We start from the raw sequence: 24,430 nt of genomic DNA, 5'->3' as shown, positions 1-24,430 counted from the left end.
CCGCTTTTGATCCACCACAACATAATAAGTTTTTCTTTCTGGTTTCCCCAGTTGGCTGTTTGCAGACGTTTTTTTAGTTCTTCTTCGCTCTCTGCAATTTCAATCTCAAAAGGACGGCTCATGAGTATTCAAATTTATCAAGTTTGCTTCCCTCTATTATATGCAGCTTCATATTAAATTGGTATTACTCATCCTATTTTAAATAGAAATACCTTTCATAGATTCAATAATTTCTAAAGTTTGTTGTTGTTCTTCTTGTTCATCTAACTCATTCCATGACTCAAATATTTTTTTGATGTTTGTTTTCCTTTCTTGTTGTTTGACGGCATCACTCTGATTAATTTCATTAAGAGCATCTTCCCAGTTATTTAATGATGTCTGTTTCATCCTCACACTTTGGCGAAATAGACGTACAATTTGTAGTAATTCTGGTACATATTCTTCTGGAGTTTGTTGAATTTCTAATAATAGTTCAGCGCGGGGTGTAGTTGATGATTGTGCTGTGAGCGGTTGATTATTGTTCATAAATACCTTGCAAGTAGATAATTTAAAAACACGAGTAGATATTAATCAGTTTTAGCACTGGTAGTTATATTATATTTTAGCGTGAATAGCTATTTTAGTTTACTGAGAACGTCCCGACGCTTACATGGTATTGAACCGATCAAGAATCGGAATTGAGTGTGGCTATTGCGTGAGATAAAAAAGCATTACAGGGTTGATTCAGCTATCTGTAGGCGATCGCTTATGCTCAAGTTTGGGAGTCCTCGGAGAATTTCTTTAGTTTCCATATTAATTCATAGAGCAAATTATATTACTAATGTTAGTGAAATTATGATAAGCGATCGCCTGCAAAAATCTCTACAGTGCGATCGCCTTTTTCTCCTTCCTCTGTGTCCTCTGACGTAGCCTCTCATAGAGAAAGCATCGCCTATTTTTTCCTAACTAATTGTCCGTTTCATTGGAATTTGTATCGAGAACTCACAGCCATTACCAGGTTCAGAAACACATTTGATATTACCGCCGTGTTTTTCTACAATAATTTGGTAACTAATAGATAATCCCAAACCAGTCCCTTGTCCAGGTTGTTTGGTAGTAAAAAAAGGTTCAAAAATGCGCGATCGCACAATCTCTGGAATCCCACAACCATTGTCAGCAATCCAAATCAGAACAGTATTTTCTTCTATAACTTCTGTACGTATCCAAATTTTAGGATTGTCAATTCTTTTTCCACTAATTGCTGAGTTTTCCAGTGCATCAATCGCGTTGTTGAGAATATTCATAAACACCTGATTCATCTGGGCTGCATAGCAGACTACTGGAGGCAATTCACCATATTGCTTAACTACCTCAATAGCAAAAGAATTAGTTTGTGGTTGCAGTCGATGTTGTAAAATTAGCAAAGTACTGTCGATACCTTCATGAAGGTCAACGGGCTTCATTCCTGATTCGTCAAGCCGAGAAAAACTTCGTAACGACAAGACTAATTGAGAGATCCGCTCTGCACCCATCTTCATTGAAGCAAGAATTTTGGGCAAGTCATCATTAATGAAATCTAAATCTAATGCTGCTACTTGCTTTTTAATTTCCTCTGTTGTCTTAGGATACTGTTTTTGATAAAGGCGCAGCAATTTAAATAAATTTTCGGTATGTTCAGTCACATAAGTAATATTCCCATAAATGAAACTAATCGGGTTATTAATTTCATGTGCTACGCCAGCAACTAACTGCCCTAAGCCTGCCATTTTTTCACTTTGAATTAACTGGCTCTGAGTGTCCTGCAATTCTTTCAAAGTCTGGGTCAGTTCTTCTTTTTGACATTGAGTTTGTTCTAGTAATTCCGCTTGTTGAAGTCCTACCCCTAACTGAGTACCAATCTGCATCAGCAAATCTACCTCATCTTCTTGCCAATCACGGGGTTGGATATTTTGATAAGCTGCTAGCAATCCCCAAAGTTTCTCACCCTGAAAAATCGGCACAATCATATATGCCCTAGCTTCCATTAGTTCAATCAGGGCAATATAAGAAATAGACTCATCGGTGCTGTAAATATCCTTAATAACAAGAGTTTTACCATTAGCAAAATCCCCGCCTTGGGTTTCTTGCAAGTAATTACTTGCGTAGGTATAGCCCGTCGTAGACATCGCAGGTACAATTTCCTTTACTGGTGTCCAACCTTGGGCTAAAGACTCAGCAACAAATTTCCCACTCCAATCAGTTCCGAATCTATAGATTGTCACTCGGTCAACTTCCAACAACCGTCGGACTTCTTCTGTACTGGTTGCAAAAATGGTGTCAATATCAAGAGAGTGGCGGATTTTCTCCACTGTTGCAGCTAAAGCCTTCTGTCTTTCGGCTGCTTTCCGTTCTCGCTCGGCCGCTTGAGCCAGTTTTTGGGCTTGCACCTGCATCTGTGTCAAGGATTCAGCTTGCTGTAATGCTACCCCCAATTGAACGCCAACTTGTGCTAGCAAGTTGATTTCTTCATCTTGCCAATAACGGGGCTGGGAGTTTTGATAAGCTACTAGCAATCCCCACAGCTTTTCACCCTGAGAAATTGGTACAAAAACTTCATTACGTGCATACTTACCCGCTTGTTTTCCTTGCACAAGAACGCGTTCCGTTACTGGCTGCGGCTTAACCATTGGTGTCCAGCCATCAACGATGGAATCAGCCACAAATTCGCCACTCCAATCAGGATAGAAGCGATAAATTGCGACTCGTTCCACTTCTAATAACCGACGAACTTCTTGAGTAGTGGTTTTAAATATGGCTTCAATTTCAAGAGACTGACGAATTTTTTCTACTGTGTGCGCCAACGCTCTTTGCCTTTCAGCAGCTTTGCTGATATCTGCTGCTTGAATCTGCATTTGTTGGATAAATTCCGCTTGCTGCAAAGCCACACCTAGTTGGGTGCCCACTTGAGTAAGCAAGTAAACCTCATCTTTTTGCCAATCACGAGATCCAGCATTTTGGTATGCTGCTAGCAAGCCCCAGAGCTTCTGACCGTGGTAAATAGCAACGATCGCATAAGCTGTTGCTTGATATATCTCTAAAATTTTAATGTAGCAATCGCTAAAGCCTGAATTGTAAATATCATTACAAATTCGGTACACTTCACACTGAGTGAAGCTCCCACCTTCTGTATCTTGTAAATAGGTATCAGCGACTGGGGGTTTAGCTAAATCTTTGGCGCTACATTCGCTGACGTTCTCTTTCAATTCCGGGCGTTGCGACTGTTGCTCTATGAGGGAAACCCAACCCTCTGCCACTGATTCAAACACGAATTCACCACTCCAATCGGGATTGAAGCGGTAGATAGCGACGCGATCGGCATTTAGCAGCTGCCTAAGTTCTGCGGTGGTTGTGTGGAAAATACTTTCCAAATCTAGGGACTGGCGAATTTTCTCAATAGTGATAGCTATAGTTTTCTGCCATTGGGCCGCTTTTTCTCTGGCTTTTGCTTGTGCTAGTTCTGCTGATTGTAGTTTGACTTGTTCCAGGAAATCTGCTTGCTGTAAAGCAACTCCTAGATGTTCGGCGATTAATTGCACAAACTCAATTTCTGATGCTTCCCATTGTCGAGGATTACCACACTGATGAATACACAACAATCCCCATAAATCTTTACCTTTGATCAAGGGGGCAATTATACTGGCACGTACTTGGAATTTTTCCAGAATCTGGATATAGCAATCACTGGCATTAACTTGATAAATATCAGTTATTGCTCTAATTCGACCTTGCTGATAAAGTCCTGCGAACTCCTCACTAAAGCAGCGATCGCGCAGTTTGGCTGCTAATGCCGAATCCCATTCGGTTGCCACATCTTCATAGATAAATTCTCCTTCCCATGCCAATTCAGGATAAAAACGAAACACGCCAACCCGATCGCTTTTCAGAAGTTGGCGGACTTCAGTGACTGTAATTTTGAAGATAGTTTCTATGTCTAGAGACTCCCGAATACGGGCAATAACTCCAGATAAGGCTTTTTGTTGCTCATTCTGACGCAAGGAGCATGTTACATCTGAATGAGATTCTTGCCGTTCTGAATTTGGTTGTATGGGTTGAGTAGTAGAGGAGTTTTCCATTCCCAGTGGGACTTTAAATATTGAAAGTCTTCTATTTCATGATTCCCGTTGCGATCGCAAAGGTAACAGTTATTTCTTGGGAATGTCATAAAAACAATGTAGGGACACGATTGTATCGCGTCCCTACAAAAAGATTTTCAATCACGAGAAAATTATCGCCGCTTGGGAGTGGCGCTGCGGGTGGTACGTTTCTCTTCATCTCGACGACGGCGATCGCGCCAATCTGCCAGGGTCAAATAACCAATACCACCAGTGACTACTACAAGCAGCACTACAGCAAATAAAGCCAAAATACTCAAGAATGGACTTTCCACAATGCCTCTACAGTCCGTTACGTCCCCACACTACCATTGCAATTGACCAAGTAAACACAACTAGCAACGATACCCAACCTAGTGTCAAAATCTCCATAGTCCCATTTTTCAAATAATTACAAAAGGTTTCTAATATTTATCATACAGGGATTGGGCAGACTGAGATTTTTTTATCAATGACATTGTAAGTTTTGCGTGCGGTCGTAAATCAGATACTATCTTTTTTTGATACTTCAGTGCTGTACGTAATAATGAAAACTAATATAAATAAAGTAGCGATCGCGCTTTCTGATTTAATGCTTTGGGAATACTAGGGCTATGGGTATATATTTCCAATCCAGCAACCCTTAATATCATGCCGACATTTTTCAACCATCCTTTCCACTCCAACGGTTTTATTCCCCACGGACATTGTTATCTCTGGCAAACTGGATTAGTTTGGCTGCACATCATTTCTGATGCCACGATCGCTCTAGCTTATTATTCTATTCCTTTCCTACTGATTTACTTTATTTCTAAGCGTAAAGACGTTCCTTTCAATGGAGTATTTTTGTTATTTGGTGCTTTTATCATTGCCTGCGGTACTGGACACTTGATGGATATTTGGACGCTTTGGCATCCAGACTATTGGGTTGCAGGTAGTTTAAAAGCTCTAACTGCCATTATTTCAATATATACAGCATTTGCGTTATTTTATCTCATGCCTCAAGCTCTAACACTACCTAGTCCAACCCAGTTAGAAGTTATCAATCGAGCGCTTTCAACTGAAATTGTCGAGCGCAAGCGCATCGAAAAAGAATTACGCCTTGCAGAAGAAGTTGCTCAAAACTCCAGCCAAGCCAAGAGTGAATTTCTCGCCAATATGAGTCATGAACTACGCACACCTCTTAATGGTATTTTGGGCTATACACAAATTCTTCAACGCACAGAATCTTTGAGTGAGAAAGGACGTAAAGGGGTCAGCATCATTTATCAATGTGGTTCTCATCTTTTGACCCTAATTAATGATGTTCTGGATCTCTCCAAAATAGAAGCCCGGAAACTAGAATTGTATCCTGTTGATTTCTACTTACCTGCCTTTATAGATAGCGTAACTGAAATTTCCCGCATCCGCGCAGAACAAAAGGTGATCGCATTTCACGTCCAACTCGATCCTAATTTACCAACCGGCATTCATACTGATGAAAAACGCTTGCGGCAAGTACTGATTAATTTACTTAGTAATGCGATTAAATTTACTAATGAAGGTAGTGTCACCTTCAAAGTTAAGGTCATTGCTAAACAATCAAACACCAATGGACACACTAACTATAAAATTCGCTTTGAGGTAATAGATACTGGTGCGGGGATAATTCCTGAACAAGCGCAGAAAATCTTCCAACCCTTTGAACAAGTAGGAAATCAAAAACGACAATCTGAAGGTACAGGTTTGGGATTAGCAATCAGCCAAAACATTGTTTTATTGATGGGTGGTCAGATTCAAGTACAAAGTGAATTTGGCAAAGGAAGTACTTTCTGGTTTGAGGCAGAATTTCCAGAATCTAAAGATTGGGCAAAGGTTTCTAGAGTGGTTGAGCAAGGAACTATTATTGGTTATCAAGGACAAAGCCGTACCATTTTGATTGCGGATGACAAATGGGAAAATCGATCGGTAATTGTAAATTTACTAGAGCCAGTTGGGTTTACTGTTGTAGAAGCTAGTCAAGGTCAGGAAGGATGGGAAAAGGCTCTAGCTCACAAACCAGACTTGATTATTACTGACCTCGTGATGCCTATATTGAATGGATTTGAGTTGATCGAACGTTTGCGTCAGTCTGAGCAATTTAAAGAGATTGCAGTCATAGCTTCCTCAGCTAGTGTGTTTGCAGCCGACCAGTACAAGAGTATTGATGTAGGTGCAAATGCATTTCTACCAAAGCCTGTAGAAGCTGAAACGCTGCTGGAAATGCTACGACAGTTTTTGCAACTGGAATGGATTTTTGACGTGAAGGTAGATGAAATCAAAAAAACCAATATAGATGCTTTGGATCGACCAATTGAGATGATTCATCCTGCGCAAGAGGTTTTACAAGATTTACTCGAACTAACGCAAGACGGTGATATTCAAAAAGTTTTGGAACTGGCCGAAGAACTTTCTAAATCTGATGAGCATTTAAGCATTTTTGTCCAGCAAATCGTCCAGCTTGCTAGTAATTTTCAACTCAAGCGTTTGGAAACTTTTATTCAAGAATACATCAATTAATTTGAGTTAATTTTCAATTATTAATTCATTATGCTTAAGACCTCAGATACCGGATTTATTTTGATTGTGGATGATAATCCCACAAATTTATCTCTCTTGTGTGAAGCACTCAATAGTGAGGGTTTTCGTTTTCGGGTTGCAGTCGATGGAGAAAGTGCGATCGCTCAAGCCGAACGCAATCAACCAGAGTTGATTTTGCTGGATGTACAAATGCCCGGTATTGACGGATTTGAAACTTGTCGCCGTCTCAAAGCCAATCCTGTTACCCAAAACATTCCGATTATTTTCACCACTGCCTTATCGGATACAGAGAGCAAAACCAAGGGATTTTCCCTTGGCGCAGTTGACTATATCCCGAAACCATTTGCCCAAGAAGAAGTGATTGCAAGAGTACGCGTACATTTACAACTCAAACAATTGACTGAATCTTTGGAACAACAAGTTAGCGATCGCACCAGGGCTTTGCAAAAAGCCCAAGTCCAACTAGTACAGCAAGAGAAACTATCAACACTCGGAGAGCTAATCGCTGGTATTGGCCATGAAATCAATAACCCGATCAACTTTATTTCCAGCAATATTCCACCCTTGCAAGAACATATTACAGCAGTAACCGAGTTGCTTCTACTATATGAACAAGAGTATCCAAATCCAACAGCCAAAATTACCAATACTATTGAGAACTTGGATCTAAACTTTGTTCTCGAAGATATGGGAAAAATCTTGAACTCACTCCACATAGGAAGCGAACGAATTCAAAACCTTTCTAGTTCACTCCGTAGCTTCTCTCGCTCGGATAGTGATACCAAAATACCTGCTGATTTGCACCAAGGAATAGATAGTACACTGGTGATTTTACAACACCGCCTCAAGGCTAATGGCGATCGTCCCGGTATTGAAGTGATTAAAAGTTATGGAATATTACCAGAGGTAAATTGCTATCTAGGGCAGATGAATCAAGTATTTATGAACATTCTCGCAAATGCAATTGATGCCCTTGATGAAGCTATAATGGAAGGCAAAATGAGCAATCTAATTCCTAAGATTAAAATTGCCACAGAAATAGATTCTGAACAATCGGCTATAATTCGGATTGCTGACAATGGAATTGGTATTCCTGAACGGCTTAAAAAACGCTTGTTTGAGCCGTTGTTTACGACAAAAACTGTCGGCAAAGGTACTGGACTTGGCTTGTCGATTGCATATCAAATAGTTGTAGATAAACACAAAGGTGTATTAGAAGTGAATTCTCAACCTGGTATGGGAACTGAGTTTATTATCAAAATTCCTACATGAGAACAACATTTGATTAATTACAAAACAGCTCTAGCATTTATCATATTGGAGACTGGGGAAAAGTTTTCCCAATACAACTCTTGGAGAGGCTGCACTTCTCTACGAGACGCTGCGCTTGCTTCCACAAAGTGGTACGACTACGCCCTTCTCTACGAGAGGCTGCGCCAACGGCTACGCTCAGGACAAGCTCAGTGACCACGCCAACGGCAACACGGTAGTTGAATCTCGACTTCGCTCGATTTCCGTGCAGTCGAAACTCAGTACAAGTACCCAACCCCTAATTTATATATAGAGTGAACTTAACTTTAGATCCTCAATTAATGGCAGAACGCATAGAATCCCTCAAAGCTGGAATAATTGGGGGATTATCTGTGTGTTTTAGCTTCGCGATCGCCAATCTTTTAAATACTTTAGTACTGGCAAAGTATTTTCAGACACTCGCAAGTCTGCAAAGTGATGTTAATTGGCACTTATGGGTGAGTGGTGCAGTTGCAACTTTTACTGGTTTCCTATTTGGTGTCACCTATCGTTATATCATCCGCTCCGATCGAAATCCCCAACTCAAAGCTGGTGGCGTGTTAGCCTTTGGCTTAGTACGCGGATTAACTCAGATAGAACTTGGGTGGAATTCTGATAGCACAATTTGGCCTTTTTTGGTGTTGGCGGCAGAAAGTTTGTTATGGTTTGCGCTGGCTGCGATCGCTCTTGATATCGCTATCCAATTCCGTTGGGTTAAACCTTTTTCATCAATCTAAATTCCCTTTGCCTAAGTTGCGAAGTTGTGGTCTTACAGCTAGCTGTAGTTCAAATAAATCAAAAAGGCTGTAAGCATTACGTTTTTGTAGTATGATAAATACAATAAACCTACAAAATTACTTATGCAATTATTTAAACTTATGTATAAATAATTACTAAACTTAATAATTATTACTCTATTACATAATATGAATACTAAAATATCTGACTATTATCTGATAGTCGATTTGGAAGCTACCTGCTGTAACAATAAAACTATTCCCCGTCACCAAATGGAAATAATTGAAATCGGTGCAGTGATTCTCAATCGGGCAACGTGGGAAATTGATTCCGAGTTTCAGCAATTCATCCAACCTGTGAGACATCCGCAACTAACAGGTTTTTGCACTGAATTGACTAGTATTCGGCAGCAAGATGTTGACGAAGCACCAAAATTTTTCGAGGCAATTTCTCGCTTTAAAGAATGGATTAATTTATTTCCCGACTATATTTTTTGTTCTTGGGGTAATTACGACAAAAAGCAGTTTATTCAAGATTGCGCGTTTCATAATTTTCCTTATCCTTTTACTTCAGAACACATAAATATCAAAGAGGAATTTTCAGAATATCTTGGTGTCTCTAAAAAATTTGGCATGGCACAAGCTCTCGATGAGTTGGGGATAGAATTAAAAGGCACACACCATCGTGGCATTGATGATGCCCGCAATATTGCAGCGATATACAGACAGATTAAAAGCAAAAAAATCAGGTGAATAAATAATATAAAAATTGTAGTAGCGTAGCCTAGTTAAAATAGTGGATAAAATCTAGCTATTATGCTGTAAACAAGATGTTCATACAGGCGAATGAGACTTCGATAACATAATAAAATTAGAATTTGTATGAATAATTGTTATTCTTAGTCCAAGAGATTTATTGTGTGCAAGGTTTGAATTATCGGTTTAAAAAATAAAATTTCAGCTATATCTATTTTTGTTTTAATTAACTGACAGCTAAGGTAATATATATAATATTTGGCTTAATATAACTGCAAACTAACAGTCTAGGAGCGGGTTATAAGCCAATAATATTGATTTTGAGGCTACAATTTATGATCGGATTTTGGCGAAAAAAAATAGTTTTTTTCTTCACAACAATTGTGTTGGCAATTCTGCTAATTTCTCACGAACCAGTACCAATAGCTGAGGCACAAACTTCTACACCAACAATAGCTAGACCGTTTGCCACTGTAGCTTATCCTAATAGGTCATTAAGTGCTTCTCCCGCACAACTAGCACCATTGCCTTATGCTTATGGGGCACTAGGAAAAGCTATTGATGCTGAAACGATGAAATTACATCATGATGCACATCATGCTAGCTACGTCAAAAACTTAAATGATGCATTGAAGCAGTATCCAGATTTGCAAAAAAGAAGTGTTGAAGGTTTACTAGTGAATTTGAACAGCGTACCTGAAGTTATTCGGACAAAGGTACGTAATAACGCTGGTGGTCATCTCAACCATACGATTTTTTGGCAACTGATGAGTCCTCAAGGTGGTGGACAACCATCAGGCGCGATCGCTCAAGAAATTAACAAAACTTTTGGCAGCTTTGATGCCTTTAAAAAACAGTTTAATGCAGCGGGTACAGGTCGTTTTGGTAGTGGTTGGGTTTGGTTAGTACGCAATCCCCAAAAGCAGCTCCAGATTGTCACCACAGCAAATCAGGATAACCCGATTATGGAGGGTTCATATCCGATTATGGGTAACGATCTATGGGAACACGCTTATTACCTGAAATATCGCAACCGTCGGGCTGAGTATTTGGATAATTGGTGGAATGTGGTGAATTGGCCGCAGATTAACAGGCGATACCTTTCCTTCTCTACGGGACACTCCCCGAACTGAACGCTACGCGAAGGGCTAGTAATAGAAATTGACGAATAATTATGACAATCAATCTTGTTTTGCTGACATTGGAAAGAGTTGATAGATTTAATTACAACAACCCAATATGACAGCTTTCTCTTTGTCCGAATTACAAAATTGTAATAATAGCGATTCTCGTTTGAATGAGTTACACGGTTAGGGTAGCACAGCCAGCTGTGCTACCCTAAGTGGCTAATTATTTATTTTTAAGCCTGATGCTTGTAGACATCGCTGGAAACTAGCGCTCTAACTCTTCGCTAAATCCCCTTATGTAACAATTACGAATGACGGATTTTTAAAGTTCGGTGTTTGTTACCGACTATCCATAGTAGAACAATTAGCAATACAAGCGCTTTGATCGTTGATGGCTCCACTACTTTCTTCACTTCTGTGTGGGTTTGAGGAGTAACATTACACGGAACCTCAATGATCTGTGTGCGATCGGAACCATTACCACTAGGAGTCAGATCGCATTCGCCTTTACTGGTCAGAGACAAAGGTGTATTTTCTGGAGAAACAGGTACAGGTGGTTGAACTGGAGAAACAGGTGCAGGTGGTTGAACTGAAGAAACAGATGGTTGAGCTGAAGAACTATCGCCACTCAGTAGTAGAAGCAGAATTAAACCAAGACCCCCAACGCCGATTATTGGCCAAAGTGGAAAGGAATTAGAACTGTCTGGTACCAAGACATCTCCCGTAGAGCCAGGGAAAGCATCAAAAGCTATTGTTTCTCCATCCAAGGCTAGTGGATTGTCACTCAGCAAAGTATCTCCTGCGATATCTTCTCCTAAGAGCTGATTAAATTCCGCTGGAATCGCATTGTTGGGGCGTCCGAGCTCCCCACCTTCTTCAGAGTATGGAAAGGATAGGACTTCAAAAATCTTCTGTTGCAGTTGGTTCTGATTTCCAGAACTCAACGCATCTAAGCCTGTAGAGATTTTATCTAAATAAAAATTTGTCATCTCTGGCGACAGACCTAGAGACTGAATCTGCTCTTGAATATTGGAAATTTTTGAGGCCTCTTCAAACAGCAGTCGTCCGTATGACAATTTCAGGTCTAGTAATCCATTACGAAGGCTAACAGAGTCATTAACTCCTGAGTATGGTGCCCAGTAGAACTGCTTGGTTACAAGTCCGAGTCCTTCTACTGGATTACGACCAAAAGGTTGTCCAAGAAGGTATTGAGATCCATCCATGATTGCAGGAGATGCGTTTCTCCAAAATGAGGCGTAAGGCACCGCAGAGAGATTAGGATTATTGCCGTAGAAGCTAGCGAAATTCTGGAAGTTTTTTTCCCCACCGGCTGCTCGGATCAGAAGGTTTTGATAACTAGTCCCATTGTTTAACTCCACCAATCGTTGGATTACCGATCCAGTCTTATTGCAGGTCAGACCAAATCCTACATCACATCCAGGAATGACTCGCATCCGGCTCAAATTCTGGTTATTAAGTTGGTACTGGAGATACTCAGGCTCCAGTCCTTGTTGGATGCCATAGCGTCCAACATTTAGCTGTGCAAAAGCAGACTGACATGTAGTGAGTACTACGGCAACAGATGAAAATGCGATCGCTGCAAAGCGAACTACCTTCGGCATCGCAATTCTTTGAACAATTGATTTAGACAAGATGCACCTCCACTAAACGACAGCAATTTAATTGGGGATTGGGCACAAGAGGCAGAGGGGAAAGACTTACTGCTACTTCTCCCCTGCTCCCCTACTTCCCCAATTCAACTCTTAGGTAAATAAATATTGATCGTGATTCCCGTACCTCTAAGGTTTCCTGATGAGAGTGTGTGATACAAGACCATAGCCCGGTTTGGTTGGTCAAAAAGATACCCACGACGTGTAGGTTTGATCTTCCCTTCCTTGACTAAAGAAACGAAGGCTTGTAGATATCTACGTATACCTTGACGGTTCTCTTTAGTAGTATTCGTATGATGCTCAATCAGCATCATAAAGAAGTCCAAGCTACGATTTTCCTGACCTTGAATTAGACTGCCTTCATCTAGGAAAGAACTTGCTATGAGCCTGTTATTAACTTGTTTGACCTTAAATAAAGTAAAATAACGTCCTTCTTTTTTAGGATCGTTCGCATAACAGACCCAGGAACCCTCTTTATTTTGTGTAAAACCCTGTTCAGCAAGGTAAGAAAGCAAAGAATTACTTGCTTTAGTTTGTGGTGGAGGTAATAAATCTTCAATGGGATCTAAAGAGCAAATCCTCTGTGTTGTTTTTCGTGGATAAACAGCAGGAGTCTGCTGAGTATTGACGCGAAAAGGCTGTGTTGTTTTTCGTGGATAAACAGCAGGAGTCTGTTGGGTATTGACGCGAAAGGGCTTGTCATCAGACATTGCCATGCTAGACATTGCAGCCAACGCAGATACTTGGAGAACGATCGCTCCAAACAAACGAACTATGATATTCATGTTTTTCTTGTTACTCTTACTGACTTTGTGAATAATCGAATTTTTACTAGATCGAGATTATCTAGCAGTCCGAAATTATTTATTAAATTTAAGTGTTTGCCTGATTTGATTGAGGTAGCTTAAGTTTTCACTAATCAAATAGGACTTTTATATATAGGTAACAAACACAAAGAGAATCAATATCTAAATAAAACACACAATGCTAATGTCTTCTTGACAATACAAATTAGGCTTTTTGATATTTTTACATATACAAAAAACTATTGACATTGTGTCAAAACTTTTCTATTTACTCTTGTCTAATTTTTTGCCATCTTAAGAGGGTTTTATGCCTTTATCCTGGCTATGATGATTCCTAAAAAAGAGCTTTAGTTAGCTCTTTAGTACCTTATATAAGCAGAGTTTAAAAAGCTCTGTGCTTTGCACGTTAGGGCTTTTGTTGATTTCCTGGGTAGGTTGAATAATTTTTTGTTTTTTGGAGGTAGCGCACCTAACTAACTCTTTCAGCATGGTTACAAATTAATGTATAAATAATATCTCCCTGACAGTAAAATAATATTACCATGAGCTTGAGACATGCAACAGTATTGTGGACAGTTGTCAAAGTTGTACACTAGGAATCGTAACTACCTCTTGATTAAATTTAATAGCAAATAGGTGAAAGGCAAGCTTAATATATTTACACACTACTAGTATTTAAGAACTTAATACAAGTAGTGGGTAAACCAGTACTTGTATGTCTTAAATGTAACGTTAACTGAAATAAAACACGTGTAACTAATAGATTGCGATCGCTAACCCAAGTTTTTAATTATCCTGCCAAGTAATGCCTATGACGGGCTATGCCTATGCACCAAACAAAGTTAAGTTAGATTACAAGTATTAAAATTTGTGATTTAATGTGTTGTTGCTGTTGTTGCCGCAGAAATTATAAGTCTGTAAGGTAGAAATTTACGACTTATCTAATACCAATTCAAAAAATGTTTGCGACAGATAGGGCATCCAAAATAAAATTATAGCCTCAACATTATTCAGGTCGATAATGTTGAGGCTATGAGCATGACAAGCAGCAAATTCTGTCAAGAATTGTTGATAAATAGAACTTACGCATTGACAGTTAAGACAAAAAGTGCGTAAGTTCTAAATTAGTTAATTTTAAATTTATTACAAAGCACTGCGGCTAGTTAATGCGTTCCACAAGAAGACTGCAACAATTGCACCCAGAACTGCTACTGCAATACCGGGAATACTCAAAGAGGGAGCCGCTAGAGCAAAGCTTCCTGTACTGAAGAATACACCCAAACTACCACCAATAAAAGCACCAACGATTCCTAATAAAATAGTTCCTAAAATTCCGCCGCCTTGATGACCTGGGTAGATAGCCTTTGCGATCGCACCAGCAATTAGACCTAAAACAATCCAAGCAAGAATATTCATTGTTTTTATCTGATAAACGTTTTTTAGTGACAAATACACAATAGCAATCCAAATATTGACATTCAATCTACCAACAGAAGCAATGATCGATAGCCTTGAGGATGAACGCTATTACTTCTCATGATGAACTCTCTTAATTGAAATGGATAATAAAAAAAGCTCCTAGTAGGTCTGAAACCAGGAGCTAATAAATTCATTGCTTGATAATTGCAGTATATGCTTTTTTAATGATTGTTCTCATCTACTTGAAGAATTAAGCTCAGGTTTGAAAGCAGGTACTTTTGTAGGAACTTGTAGAATTCTAGCGCTTAAGAGGTTTGTGCTTAGGCATTGGCGTAGCGTTTGTAGTAAAGAGCAATTACCTGTACTTGCATTAGTGTTAAACAAGAAAACCAACTGCTTTACAAATTTATCGTTCTTGCATTTCTTGCTGACGCATGGGCATAGCGTCAATTTGCTCAAAAATTGCTGTCGCTTTGACTGGTGTACTTTCTTGGCGCTTAACACCACCATCTTTGCCGATCAAAATGACGCGAAAATTTTCTTTATCAACTCCAAAGCGATTTCGCAAATTGGCAACAGAAGACTCATCTATTAACTGTCCATTGGCATAGCTTTTATCTGTTGCCAAAACTTGAACGAGAACTAAATCCCGATCTTTAAAATCGTTTTGTTGCTGGTTAAATAACTGCATTTGTTGCTGATAGTTATGGTTATCAACAGATGGTGCAAAGACTAGCAGCACTCGATTTTGCCATTTTTGGGAACTGAGGTTAAATGAAGACATTTTGATCGTATGGGTTGAACTTTGGACAGTACCAGCAATACTAACAGGCGATAGGGCTATAGATGCGGCGATCGCTAGAGCGATTAATACTGAGTTATTCACTTCGGGGCTTGTTAGGCTCATAATGACAATGGCATAAACGAGGTTTGATGAAATGTCAGAAGCTTTTCCAGACTCTTCTCAACTACAACAGTGGCATCAAGGTATTGAAATGGCTAACCGCAATAACATTTTCTGTCATTGTCGTAGTTGTAGCTATGAATGGGTAGACTCTGTGATTGATGCAGTCTGTAGTAAATGCGGCAGCAAAGATATTGAACATATCTCGTGCTGGCAGTTTCCAGATGATTGAATGAGTATCCAGAGATATAGCCGATAAAATAGCGATGTCTACGACGGGCTGCGCCTACGCTACTTTTGACATTTCCTTAGATAATTCTGGGTGATTACTTTGTTAAGCTGCGGTAATGTCTGCTTGTGTATCTAAAACGGAATTTGAAAAAATACTCCAGCACTCAGAGGGATCAACGGTTAACAGTACTCATATCAGGATAGCGATCGCCAGTTGCCACATTTTTTGGTGCAACTGTTTCCAGTTGATTCAAATCTTGTTCAGTCAGGATAATTTCGGTAGCTGCAATATTCTCCTCCAAGTAAGTACGGCGTTTTGTACCAGGAATTGGGACAATATCTTCTCCTTGAGCCAATAGCCATGCTAAAGCAAGCTGACTAGAAGTTACGCCTTTTTCGCTGGCGATCGCTTTGACTTGCTCTACTAATTGCAGGTTTTTATAAAAATTCTCACCTTGAAAGCGAGGAGAATTTCTTCGATAGTCATCCGGTGCAAGATCGTCAGGGCTAGCGATCGCACCTGATAAAAATCCTCTTCCTAATGGGCTATAAGGAACAAACCCAATTCCTAATTCCCGCACGGTGGGTAGAATTTCATCCTCTGGTTCTCGACTCCAAAGAGAGTATTCTGTTTGCAGTGCAGTAATGGGGTGAACTGCTACAGCTCGTCGAATCGTCGCCGGGGCAGCTTCTGAAAGCCCTAAATAACGCACTTTTCCCAGCTTGACTAACTCTGCCATTGCCCCCACAGTATCTTCAATGGGGACAGTTGGATCTACTCGATGTTGGTAATAGAGGTCAATCACGTCCACTCCCAGACGTTTTAGCGAGGCATCGCAAGCTTGATGGACGTATTCTGGTCTACCATCAACCCCTTTAAAGCCACCATCTTCAGTACGGACATTGCCAAATTTAGTTGCTAAAACTACTCGATCTCGGCGATCTTTAATTGCTCTGCCTACTAGTTGCTCGTTGGTAAACGGCCCATACATATCAGCAGTATCCAGAAAATTCACTCCAAGTTCTAATGCTCGATGAATTGTCGCGATCGCCTCAATTTCATCACGACCGCTATAGAACTCAGACATTCCCATACAACCAAGCCCGATAGTTGAAACTTCTAAGCCTTGTTTGCCTAGCTTTCTGGTTCTCATAAAATAATTTCCTACTCAGTAATTGGTCTTAGAATATGACACCTTTCAGCATTATCCCTTTCCCTTTTACCAAGTCATCTATTATTAGAAGTATTTACTTATATAAGTACGTTGATTTGCGGGTACTTCACATTTATTTTACCAGCCGTGTTAAGACAGCTTTCTAGCCTACGCACTTTTACTATGGGTTTTCTAGTGAATTACTAGCCAGTTGTAGCGAGGCGATGACCAAGCGCTGTGAATTGGCTGCTGAGTTATTTTACAGCGTTGGGTCAACAACTGGCAATTTGTGGTTGTTCTGTTCTGTTGATATCTCATTTAAACTGCAAAATACAGAGTTGTAATGCCAAATTGCCAGAACCTTTGAACATGGTATCGTCATTTCAACTTTGTCTTAGAGGAGAAGTGGATAGAGTTAATGACAGTTTGGTCAAATACCTCCACCAATTCAAGAGACAACTTTTAGCAAAAGTTCGTTAAGCACACACAATAATGGTCGGTTGTTACATACACTAGTCTGATTGTGATTAGTCAGAATATAGTAGTGCGAGATATTGCACTCTTACAAAAGTTAAATTCAGAGGTAAACTATGTTTCCTTTTTGGGGCAATCCATGTTATGGAAGCGAACCCATTTCGCACAAAGCTAGCTTAGAGCGGAAATTAAAATTCTTGATTTGGCTACGAGATGATTTAGAGTCTAAACTGGCTGGTATTAATGCTTCTATTGATACCGTTCGTCAGCAAATAGAACGTTCAAACTCATCTACTTAGAACTTAGCTAATACAGCAATTCATCTCATCACCTACCCAATAAGCAGGTGATGAGATGAATTGCAAGTGAATTGACGACTATTAACCAGTCAACTTAATAACACCTTGGCTAACTAGAGATTCAAGCTGAGAATGATGCTGTGTTTGCTCTCGTAGCAACTTGAGTTGCTCGTAACTGAGAATGTGTAATCCAGGTCGGACAACATAACCTTCAATGGTAATGCTTTGTGGCTGCTGGCTGTCGGTGCGATTGTAGCTAATTGAAGGCATATTTACAAAGGGTAATTCAACTGATTAGTAGAGAATTTGATTCTTCACTCTCTTACAGCTTCACACAAGTTTCTCTTAAAGGGTGACTAAGGGTTGAGTTTGTCCCTCAGTATTGAAAGAACCTATGGCAGTTTTCGCCGAAGATATATAAAAAACTTTAGTTAATTAATCAGTTCGTCATAACTAATAATTGATTGCTGACCGACTCTTTTGGTTAAAGCAGCTATTAGTTATAACGGACTGATTCCTGTGTAGCACCTGCTTCATCCAGGGAGTTTCCAATTTTAGAAATAGCAAAAATGCTTGAAATAGTAGGCATTTCTATCTCTGACAGAAAAGCGCGTAACTGGATGGCTGCCCGCACTCCTCCAAAGCTCCCCGCTGAGTAGCAAACAATACCAGCAGCAATCCTGTCGGTCAACAAACCAATAAATACACTTTCAGTTTTCCTTCGACTCAACCCAAAGAGTCCAGCTTTAAATCAAACTTTATCAATAACTTTTAGGCGATGTCTACAACGATCTACGCCTATGCTTTAGCTATTTTATTGTCAAGTCATCTCTGTGATTAATAGGTGTGAGCTTTGTGAGGGCATCATCTCCAATTACGCACCACTTCAAGGTTAACCTACACCTGCCACTGACCCAGGACTCCGTTGCAGTCAAGTTCACCATCAAAAATTGGAATATTTTACAAAAATATTTTTCAACGGTGATTTGAGAACAACATTTGGGAACAATTTATGGAACTCAGATTTTTGTAGGTACTTAGGTAATTTCTAAGTATCTACAAAAAGGAGATAAACCTGTTCAAAATACAGCCTGAGTTTCCCCAAAAGGGAATAAATCACTAAACTGGCAATATCTATAAAAATGCTTAATTCTGAAATTCAAAAAGACCTTCGCCATAACTTTACTGTCAATATTATTGAAAGTGGATTTTTTGGTTTTGGGAGTGGTTTTGCTTCATTTTTCACGATTCTTCCGCTATTTGTTAGCACTCTTACCGATTCTGCATTGCTCATCGGCTTGATCCCAGCTATTCCACGCTTAGGCTGGCAATTACCTCAGCTATTAACAGCTAATAAAGTAGCTCGTCTACAGTGTTACAAACCAACTGTAATGTTGTTGACAATTCATCAGAAGCTTCCTTTTTTGGGATTAGCACTGGTGGCTTTATTACAACTAGAACTCAATCACCAAACTATCTTACTGTTGACATTTGCCATACTCATTTGGCAAGGGCTAGGTGGTGGGGTTAGCGCCACTGCTTGGCAAAGCATGATTGCTAAAATTGTTCCCTCCAGAAAGCTTGGTATTTTTTACGGTACCTTAGCAGCATCTGGTAATTTTATGAGTATTTGTGGTGCTGCGATCGCAGGTTTACTGCTTAAGGAAATTGCTCAACCATTTAACTTTGCTCTGTGTTTTTTGTGTGCCAGTTTGGCAATGGCTCTATCTTGGTTTTTTATGTCTAGGACGCGAGAGCCAGTAAACACCACATCATCAGCCTTTGAAACTAGACGTGAATTTTGGGACACTCTGGGTGTAATTCTCCGGTGCGATGAGAATTTCCGTTGCTTTGTGATCGCACGTATGATCTCACAGTTAGCACTGATGCCACTTCCCTTCTATACACTCTATGCCGTACATCAATATGGGATAGGAGAAGCTTCTGTTGGGTTAATTACGACTCTATTGATGGTTACGCAAACTATTGCTGGATTGGTTATGGGTTGGTTAGGCGATCGCACTGGTCGTAAGTTAGTCTTGGAAACTGGTTGTATCGCCTGTGCATTCAGTTCGGTTTTAGCTTGTTTAGCACCCAATGCAAACTGGTTTTACTTGGTATTTATAGGAGCGGGAATAGGTATGATGGCTCTGCAAAACATTGCTGCGGTAATGACTTTAGAGTTTGGCAACCAGTACCAACGACCAGCCTATATTGGTCTTGGTAATACCCTTGTTGCCCCTGCCACCATCCTTGCTCCCCTACTAGGTGGATGGATAGTGGAGAATATTGACTATAGAACTACCTTCTTAGTAGCAGCTATCGGTGCATTAGTTACAGTACTGCTTTTGCACGTAGGAGTAAGCGATCCACGCTATCTTGAAGAAAATTTTAGTAACGACTCAGTTAACGTTTTGCCTGAGTAGTAAGCATCTGATATTAGTTCGTAATCTCTAGTGCGAATAACTATGCTAAGACAAATTATCTGATTCTTTAACCATAATTTTTTCCACCACGATGCTCAGTTTTCACCCAGTGCGATCGCTCCCTTTGCACACACATCTTTAAAGTTGTCACAATCATCACAGGAATCCAATGCACCATGTATAATGACCCTTGAATTGTTGCCCACATCAAAGACCATCCTCGTAAATTTTGAAATTGGTAAAGTCCAGCAATAAAGGCAATTGTCAGAATGATGCTGAGTAGGGTTTGGAGGGGAAACAGAACTGGATGATGGCTATAAAATATAGTCCAAAGTAAGTCGGGAATTAGTCCAATGGGTAGAAGAAATTGCAATATAAAAAATAATAGTAAATCAATTTCTTTTGCCCAACCTAAAATCAGAATTTGCGGGAAATAATCTAGGTAACGCTGATAGCCACCTTCAGCCCAACGACAGCGTTGATTCCAAAGTTTTTCCCAAGTAGTTACCCCTTCTTCCTGAATTGATGTAACTGTAACAAACTCAATTTCCGCACCTGCTAAATACAGTTTGAAACAAAGATCCAAATCATCGGTGACAGTGTTCTCGTTCCAACCTTGACACTTTTCTAACAATTTCCGACTAACTAACATCCCATTACCCCGTAGTTCAGACATTCCACCAATAGCAATGCGATGGGTTTGCAGAAAGCTATCACAGCACATTTCCATTTGCTGGCAACGGGTTAAGAAATTAGTCTTAGCATTAGAAATCGCTTTTCGCACTTGCACTGCACCGATCGCTTGCTTCTGAAACAGAGGTACTATTTGCTGAAGAAAATTGGCTCTTAACTGAGCATCTGCATCGCAGACTAGGATAATCTCGCCTTGAGTAAAGGGAAACACCGCATTCAATGCGCCTGATTTACCACCTTTTGATTCCCGTTGATGAACTTGTAAAGATGGAAATCGAGTTTGTAATTCTTTCAAAACTTGGGGGGTTTCATCGGTACTGCCGTCATCAACAACCCAGATATCTAGGGAATCGCTGGGATAATTCAATTGGCATAAGCTGTAAACGAGATCGGGCAAGACTGAACTTTCATTTTTAGCCGGAACTAAAATCGAGACTGGCGGTAAATTAATCTCACTCTCCATCACCGCCGCCACTGGTTTTGCTAACAGCATCCGTAATGTTTGCACAGTCAGGATTGCCGTTAATCCGAGCATCAACCATTGTGTTTCTGGTAGCCAGTGCAGCAAACTCACGCCAGCCCAAACTAATAAAACTACTATGCTTGCTTTCAGACGACGATGAAAGCTAATATTTTTACTGGACTGATAAATACTTCTTCCCACTTTATTTGCTATATCCTTTCGGTTCGTTGCTGAGTGCTGCGACGTAATAGTAACATCGTCACTGCTCCCAGAAGGAAACCGCCTATACCTGCTGCAACTGCTAGAATCCGCCCCAATTGTTGAGCAGCATTTAGGACTGGGTTATTTAGCAGATTTGAGGAAAAATGCAGCGATTGAATCATCCATTTATCTTGGAGTTTTTGCAGCACTGCTGTCCATCGCAAGCCCATATCAGCTGCTTTGCCATCTTTGAAAGAGAAGGATGCGATCGCTTCTCCAGAGGCAACATCTATTTCTGAAGTAAGAAATGTTCTGATAGTATCTCCTTTTAGTTGCATTTGGATATCTTTAATGGAACTGGAAAACTGCTGATTCCAGTACTTTTCAAACTCAGGAACTTTGTGAAAAATCTGATTATCAACTGTTGTGATTGTGAAGTTTGGGTGCAAGTAAGGCTGTATTTTGGCAAAATCGCGAGTGTTTAGGGCTTGCAGGGCAATATCCCGCGTGCGAATAATTGCATTTATCTCCTGTGGGTTGACATCTGCTAGAGCGTATTGAGGTAGATTCCAAATTACCAATACTAACAAAAAACTCCCAAGTAGCTGAGTGCATTTGTATATGCTTGCCCATCTCTGTTGCATCATCTAAAAAACCTGTAGATTGGGTGATACTTACCGATAATTGTTTTAATCTTAATACCCACATTTTGCCACTTATATTGACTAGGGCTGATTAAATGAATTTTTACAAAGATGTTTCGACTACACTCAACAAACAGGCAGAAGGCAGTGTTTCGGCTACGCTCAACAATCAGATAGAAGGTTTCCGCAGATACCCACCGCAAATCTGGTACACTATCTTTTAGTTGGCGCTGTCGCAAAATCTCAACTCCCGCGACTGTCGCCACTCTATAAATTTTTTCCATCATATCTAGCATGACTTGGGCAACAACGAAACGCAAACTCATTTTCTGAAACCCAAATTGCAAGATAGTATCCAGCGCCTCAGTCATGATGCCTTGTCTCCAAAAAGTACTGACAAGCTCATAACCTACCTCAGCTGCGTGTTCTTAATTGAGGAAAGGAAGATGGTGAGAAATTTTTGCTCATAGTTGCAACTGGCGATCTGGGGTTAGAACTAATTTAGCGATCGCCACAGTGACAAGATAACTCAAAAAGCTCAAGGCTGAATAGTCTTCGCCGATTGGTTAAATAACAAATCTCGTAACTTATTTGGATCGAGCGCTTCAGTTTTGAATGCTTCTGCTTTTTCGTAGGCGCGAATTGTTGCTGGACGAGCTTTAATTGTCTCAAACCAGCGCTTGAGGTGAGGAAAATCCTCTAGGTTTTGACTTTGGAGTTCATGGGGCACTATCCAAGGATAAGCAGCAATATCGGCGATGGAATAATCGCCAGCCACAAATTCTTTATCTGCTAGTTGCTTATTTAGTACTGCATATAAACGTCCTGTCTCATTCACGTAGCGGTTAATGGCATATTCAATCTTTTCGGGAGCATAAGTACTAAAGTGATGATTTTGTCCCGCCATTGGTCCTAATCCTGCCATTTGCCAGAACAACCATTCTAAAACTTGAGTACGATTACGTAAATCTTGGGGAATTAATTTCCCGGTTTTTTCTGCCAAATATAGCAAGATTGCTCCAGACTCAAATATCGAAATTGACGCACCTCCATCTGCTGGTTCGTGGTCAACGATCGCAGGCATACGATTGTTAGGAGATATCTTCAGAAATTCTGGCTTAAATTGATCCCCAGCCGCAATATTTACAGGAATTATAGTGTATGGTAAGCCGACTTCTTCCAAGAAAATTGTGATTTTATGACCGTTTGGAGTTGCCCAATAGTAAAGTTCAATCATGGTTATTTTCCTAAAATTGCGCGATTGTTTTGTAGGTTAATAGTGTGTTACAGACATCTCTTAATTACGAATTACGAATTAGATTGTGGTGCTTTTGCGATCGCAGCCCAAACTCTATGGTGAACCTGAAGAATTGGTGTAGGATATTGTGTTTCGAGCAATGTTGCCAATTCCTGGTCAAATACTTCTACTTTTTCTGGTGTCAAACTGGCTCCCACACCAGCACTCGCTCGAATTCGTCCCCGCCAGTCTTCGTGTGTATAAGAGACAAATACATCGTAAGAAAATGTGCGGATTTCTCGGAATCCTCCTTCGCCAATATCTTGTAACCACAGGGGATACAATCCATTACCGCCGTCCAAATTCCACACGGGATTATGAGCTTTTATCAGTCGTTCTGTTGCTTGAACTACATTACCTTTTAAGGGTATCCAATCAAAATGTGCGATCGCGAGCAAGCCATTTCCTCTCAATATACGAGTAATTTCCTGGACAGCACGCGGGCGGTCAAACCAATGCCAACACTGTCCAGCTGTCACCACATCCGCACTGGCGGCTGGTAACTCGGTATCCTCAGCAGTTGCGACTCGATAATCTACTTTAAGTTGCACAGCTTCGCTTAACAGTCTCGCTTGTTCTAAAAGTGAGGCTGATGGGTCTATTCCAATTACATCAGCACCTCTATCGGCAAAGCCTCGTGCTAGTGTTCCTGTTCCTGTGCCGAGGTCAACAATATTCTGCCCTGGTAAACCTATACCATATTCAGAGAGTTTGTTAAATAATGAACTGGGAAAACCAGCGCGATGTTTTGCATAATCAGTAGCAGTTGCACCAAAATCAATTTTCATACCTACAAAACTATTCTTGTAACAATTGTTTAGGTTAGAAGTTCTCTACCCACGGACGTAGTTCTACTTCCCTTTCTCCCCAAGGGAGAGGAGGGGTTAGGGAATGAGGGCTTGAGCAATTGTATGTAAAACTAACTCGATATCATTAAATATTTGCTCATTACTAAAGCGAATCACAGTAAACCGATCAGATTTTAACCAGTTTTCTCTGATAAATGCGATCGCAGGAATATTACACACAAATTTATACAAGTTTTAGTATTAAATTTATGTGGCAATATACAAAGTGTCACTTTATTCAAGTCTGATTACGATCCTCATGTTTTATAGTTTGCATATAAAAATTAATAGCAAAACCAATACGGTTTTGTTAAGGTTTTTTG

24 protein-coding genes and 1 pseudogene are annotated in these 24,430 nt (G+C 40.1%); 8 read left to right on the top strand and 17 right to left on the bottom strand.

The features are described from left to right. Positions 1–198 precede the first annotated feature (198 nt). From V7K53_RS25030 to petN, 4 genes are all read right to left on the bottom strand, one after another. Positions 199–525, bottom strand: coding sequence for a hypothetical protein (locus V7K53_RS25030; RefSeq protein ID WP_322697434.1), 327 nt, complete (start codon positions 523–525; stop codon positions 199–201). A 416-nt stretch (positions 526–941) separates the two neighbouring features. Further along, positions 942–4,091, bottom strand: a complete 3,150-nt coding sequence (locus V7K53_RS25025; protein WP_335200227.1) for a GAF domain-containing protein — start codon at positions 4,089–4,091, stop codon at positions 942–944. Positions 4,092–4,243: 152 nt separating this feature from the next. After that, positions 4,244–4,405, bottom strand: a complete 162-nt coding sequence (locus tag V7K53_RS25020) for a hypothetical protein (RefSeq protein ID WP_094350864.1) — start codon at positions 4,403–4,405, stop codon at positions 4,244–4,246. Positions 4,406–4,412: 7 nt separating this feature from the next. Beyond that, positions 4,413–4,502 (bottom strand): cytochrome b6-f complex subunit PetN, encoded by a 90-nt coding sequence (petN, locus tag V7K53_RS25015; protein ID WP_012408302.1) that lies wholly within the window; start codon positions 4,500–4,502, stop codon positions 4,413–4,415. A 258-nt stretch (positions 4,503–4,760) separates the two neighbouring features. Here petN and V7K53_RS25010 point away from each other — a divergent pair, with 258 nt between their 5' ends. From V7K53_RS25010 to V7K53_RS24990, 5 genes are all read left to right on the top strand, one after another. Further along, complete coding sequence (locus V7K53_RS25010) at positions 4,761–6,647, top strand: ATP-binding protein (RefSeq protein WP_335200226.1); 1,887 nt, start codon at positions 4,761–4,763, stop codon at positions 6,645–6,647. Positions 6,648–6,677: 30 nt separating this feature from the next. After that, entirely contained in the window at positions 6,678–7,940 is a 1,263-nt protein-coding gene (locus V7K53_RS25005; protein WP_335200225.1) for a sensor histidine kinase, read from the top strand. Between the two features lie 320 nt (positions 7,941–8,260). Then, a complete protein-coding gene (locus V7K53_RS25000) occupies positions 8,261–8,695 on the top strand; it encodes a hypothetical protein (RefSeq protein WP_335200228.1) in 435 nt (144 codons plus the stop codon). Positions 8,696–8,884: 189 nt separating this feature from the next. Next, positions 8,885–9,448: a 3'-5' exonuclease gene (locus V7K53_RS24995; protein ID WP_335200224.1), complete on the top strand. Its 564-nt coding sequence runs from the start codon at positions 8,885–8,887 to the stop codon at positions 9,446–9,448. A gap of 338 nt (positions 9,449–9,786) precedes the next feature. Beyond that, on the top strand, positions 9,787–10,584 hold the full coding sequence (locus V7K53_RS24990; RefSeq protein WP_335200222.1) for a superoxide dismutase: 798 nt from the start codon (positions 9,787–9,789) through the stop codon (positions 10,582–10,584). Positions 10,585–10,883: 299 nt separating this feature from the next. On the opposite strand, the gene V7K53_RS24985 is transcribed toward V7K53_RS24990, so the two are convergent. The 4 genes from V7K53_RS24985 to V7K53_RS24970 form a co-directional block, all read right to left on the bottom strand. Next, positions 10,884–12,230 (bottom strand): hypothetical protein, encoded by a 1,347-nt coding sequence (locus tag V7K53_RS24985; RefSeq protein ID WP_335200220.1) that lies wholly within the window; start codon positions 12,228–12,230, stop codon positions 10,884–10,886. 104 nt (positions 12,231–12,334) lie between these two features. Then, positions 12,335–13,033, bottom strand: a complete 699-nt coding sequence (locus V7K53_RS24980) for a hypothetical protein (protein WP_335200219.1) — start codon at positions 13,031–13,033, stop codon at positions 12,335–12,337. Positions 13,034–14,197: 1,164 nt separating this feature from the next. Further along, entirely contained in the window at positions 14,198–14,470 is a 273-nt protein-coding gene (locus V7K53_RS24975) for a GlsB/YeaQ/YmgE family stress response membrane protein (RefSeq protein WP_099101964.1), read from the bottom strand. Positions 14,471–14,879: 409 nt separating this feature from the next. Next, on the bottom strand, positions 14,880–15,380 hold the full coding sequence (locus tag V7K53_RS24970; protein WP_335200218.1) for a DUF4174 domain-containing protein: 501 nt from the start codon (positions 15,378–15,380) through the stop codon (positions 14,880–14,882). A gap of 31 nt (positions 15,381–15,411) precedes the next feature. On the opposite strand from V7K53_RS24970, the gene V7K53_RS24965 reads away from it, so the two are divergent. Then, complete coding sequence (locus tag V7K53_RS24965; protein ID WP_292730559.1) at positions 15,412–15,609, top strand: hypothetical protein; 198 nt, start codon at positions 15,412–15,414, stop codon at positions 15,607–15,609. A gap of 172 nt (positions 15,610–15,781) precedes the next feature. On the opposite strand, the gene V7K53_RS24960 is transcribed toward V7K53_RS24965, so the two are convergent. After that, complete coding sequence (locus tag V7K53_RS24960) at positions 15,782–16,762, bottom strand: aldo/keto reductase (RefSeq protein WP_335200217.1); 981 nt, start codon at positions 16,760–16,762, stop codon at positions 15,782–15,784. A gap of 590 nt (positions 16,763–17,352) precedes the next feature. Between V7K53_RS24960 and V7K53_RS24955 the strand changes: the two genes are divergently transcribed. Then, on the top strand, positions 17,353–17,535 hold the full coding sequence (locus V7K53_RS24955) for a hypothetical protein (protein WP_292730563.1): 183 nt from the start codon (positions 17,353–17,355) through the stop codon (positions 17,533–17,535). Positions 17,536–17,616: 81 nt separating this feature from the next. Here V7K53_RS24955 and V7K53_RS24950 read toward each other — a convergent pair whose 3' ends face one another. Next, positions 17,617–17,805 carry a hypothetical protein gene (locus V7K53_RS24950; RefSeq protein WP_334703386.1) on the bottom strand — a complete coding sequence of 63 codons (189 nt, stop codon included), beginning with the start codon at positions 17,803–17,805 and terminating at the stop codon, positions 17,617–17,619. A gap of 226 nt (positions 17,806–18,031) precedes the next feature. Next, positions 18,032–18,265 carry an NADPH-dependent FMN reductase gene (locus V7K53_RS24945; RefSeq protein ID WP_335200216.1) on the bottom strand — a complete coding sequence of 78 codons (234 nt, stop codon included), beginning with the start codon at positions 18,263–18,265 and terminating at the stop codon, positions 18,032–18,034. Between the two features lie 412 nt (positions 18,266–18,677). On the opposite strand from V7K53_RS24945, the gene V7K53_RS24940 reads away from it, so the two are divergent. Beyond that, positions 18,678–19,961, top strand: coding sequence for an MFS transporter (locus V7K53_RS24940; RefSeq protein WP_335200215.1), 1,284 nt, complete (start codon positions 18,678–18,680; stop codon positions 19,959–19,961). A gap of 67 nt (positions 19,962–20,028) precedes the next feature. Here V7K53_RS24940 and V7K53_RS24935 read toward each other — a convergent pair whose 3' ends face one another. The 6 genes and pseudogenes from V7K53_RS24935 to V7K53_RS24910 form a co-directional block, all read right to left on the bottom strand. Continuing rightward, on the bottom strand, positions 20,029–21,318 hold the full coding sequence (locus tag V7K53_RS24935) for a glycosyltransferase (protein WP_335200214.1): 1,290 nt from the start codon (positions 21,316–21,318) through the stop codon (positions 20,029–20,031). 8 nt (positions 21,319–21,326) lie between these two features. Beyond that, the gene (locus V7K53_RS24930) at positions 21,327–21,965 is read right to left on the bottom strand and encodes a YybH family protein (protein ID WP_335200213.1); all 639 of its coding nucleotides are present in this window, start codon (positions 21,963–21,965) and stop codon (positions 21,327–21,329) included. Further along, a pseudogene (locus V7K53_RS24925) lies at positions 21,962–22,372 on the bottom strand (GNAT family N-acetyltransferase); the annotation flags it as partial. The gene V7K53_RS24930 and the pseudogene V7K53_RS24925, both read right to left, overlap by 4 nt. Before the next feature lie 128 nt (positions 22,373–22,500). After that, on the bottom strand, positions 22,501–23,199 hold the full coding sequence (locus V7K53_RS24920) for a glutathione binding-like protein (RefSeq protein ID WP_335200212.1): 699 nt from the start codon (positions 23,197–23,199) through the stop codon (positions 22,501–22,503). A gap of 71 nt (positions 23,200–23,270) precedes the next feature. Further along, positions 23,271–24,047, bottom strand: a complete 777-nt coding sequence (locus tag V7K53_RS24915) for a class I SAM-dependent methyltransferase (RefSeq protein ID WP_335200211.1) — start codon at positions 24,045–24,047, stop codon at positions 23,271–23,273. Between the two features lie 96 nt (positions 24,048–24,143). Further along, positions 24,144–24,287, bottom strand: a complete 144-nt coding sequence (locus V7K53_RS24910; RefSeq protein WP_335200210.1) for a DUF559 domain-containing protein — start codon at positions 24,285–24,287, stop codon at positions 24,144–24,146. Between the last annotated feature and the right edge of the window lie 143 nt (positions 24,288–24,430).

This window comes from Nostoc sp., assembly GCF_036917355.1.
Taxonomy (GTDB): domain Bacteria; phylum Cyanobacteriota; class Cyanobacteriia; order Cyanobacteriales; family Nostocaceae; genus Nostoc.
The sequence above is the reverse complement of the archived record's forward strand: the minus strand, read 5'-3'. Positions and strand labels throughout refer to the sequence as shown.

Coding starts and splice junctions, on each gene's coding strand:
- V7K53_RS25030 (WP_322697434.1), bottom strand. CDS start 525: ATGAACAATAATCAACCGCTCACAGCACAATCATCAACTACACCCCGC.
- V7K53_RS25025 (WP_335200227.1), bottom strand. CDS start 4,091: ATGGAAAACTCCTCTACTACTCAACCCATACAACCAAATTCAGAACGG.
- petN (WP_012408302.1), bottom strand. CDS start 4,502: ATGGAGATTTTGACACTAGGTTGGGTATCGTTGCTAGTTGTGTTTACT.
- V7K53_RS25010 (WP_335200226.1), top strand. CDS start 4,761: ATGCCGACATTTTTCAACCATCCTTTCCACTCCAACGGTTTTATTCCC.
- V7K53_RS25005 (WP_335200225.1), top strand. CDS start 6,678: ATGCTTAAGACCTCAGATACCGGATTTATTTTGATTGTGGATGATAAT.
- V7K53_RS25000 (WP_335200228.1), top strand. CDS start 8,261: ATGGCAGAACGCATAGAATCCCTCAAAGCTGGAATAATTGGGGGATTA.
- V7K53_RS24995 (WP_335200224.1), top strand. CDS start 8,885: ATGAATACTAAAATATCTGACTATTATCTGATAGTCGATTTGGAAGCT.
- V7K53_RS24990 (WP_335200222.1), top strand. CDS start 9,787: ATGATCGGATTTTGGCGAAAAAAAATAGTTTTTTTCTTCACAACAATT.
- V7K53_RS24980 (WP_335200219.1), bottom strand. CDS start 13,033: ATGAATATCATAGTTCGTTTGTTTGGAGCGATCGTTCTCCAAGTATCT.
- V7K53_RS24975 (WP_099101964.1), bottom strand. CDS start 14,470: ATGAATATTCTTGCTTGGATTGTTTTAGGTCTAATTGCTGGTGCGATC.
- V7K53_RS24970 (WP_335200218.1), bottom strand. CDS start 15,380: ATGAGCCTAACAAGCCCCGAAGTGAATAACTCAGTATTAATCGCTCTA.
- V7K53_RS24965 (WP_292730559.1), top strand. CDS start 15,412: ATGTCAGAAGCTTTTCCAGACTCTTCTCAACTACAACAGTGGCATCAA.
- V7K53_RS24960 (WP_335200217.1), bottom strand. CDS start 16,762: ATGAGAACCAGAAAGCTAGGCAAACAAGGCTTAGAAGTTTCAACTATC.
- V7K53_RS24955 (WP_292730563.1), top strand. CDS start 17,353: ATGTTTCCTTTTTGGGGCAATCCATGTTATGGAAGCGAACCCATTTCG.
- V7K53_RS24950 (WP_334703386.1), bottom strand. CDS start 17,805: ATGCCTTCAATTAGCTACAATCGCACCGACAGCCAGCAGCCACAAAGC.
- V7K53_RS24940 (WP_335200215.1), top strand. CDS start 18,678: ATGCTTAATTCTGAAATTCAAAAAGACCTTCGCCATAACTTTACTGTC.
- V7K53_RS24930 (WP_335200213.1), bottom strand. CDS start 21,965: ATGATGCAACAGAGATGGGCAAGCATATACAAATGCACTCAGCTACTT.
- V7K53_RS24920 (WP_335200212.1), bottom strand. CDS start 23,199: ATGATTGAACTTTACTATTGGGCAACTCCAAACGGTCATAAAATCACA.
- V7K53_RS24915 (WP_335200211.1), bottom strand. CDS start 24,047: ATGAAAATTGATTTTGGTGCAACTGCTACTGATTATGCAAAACATCGC.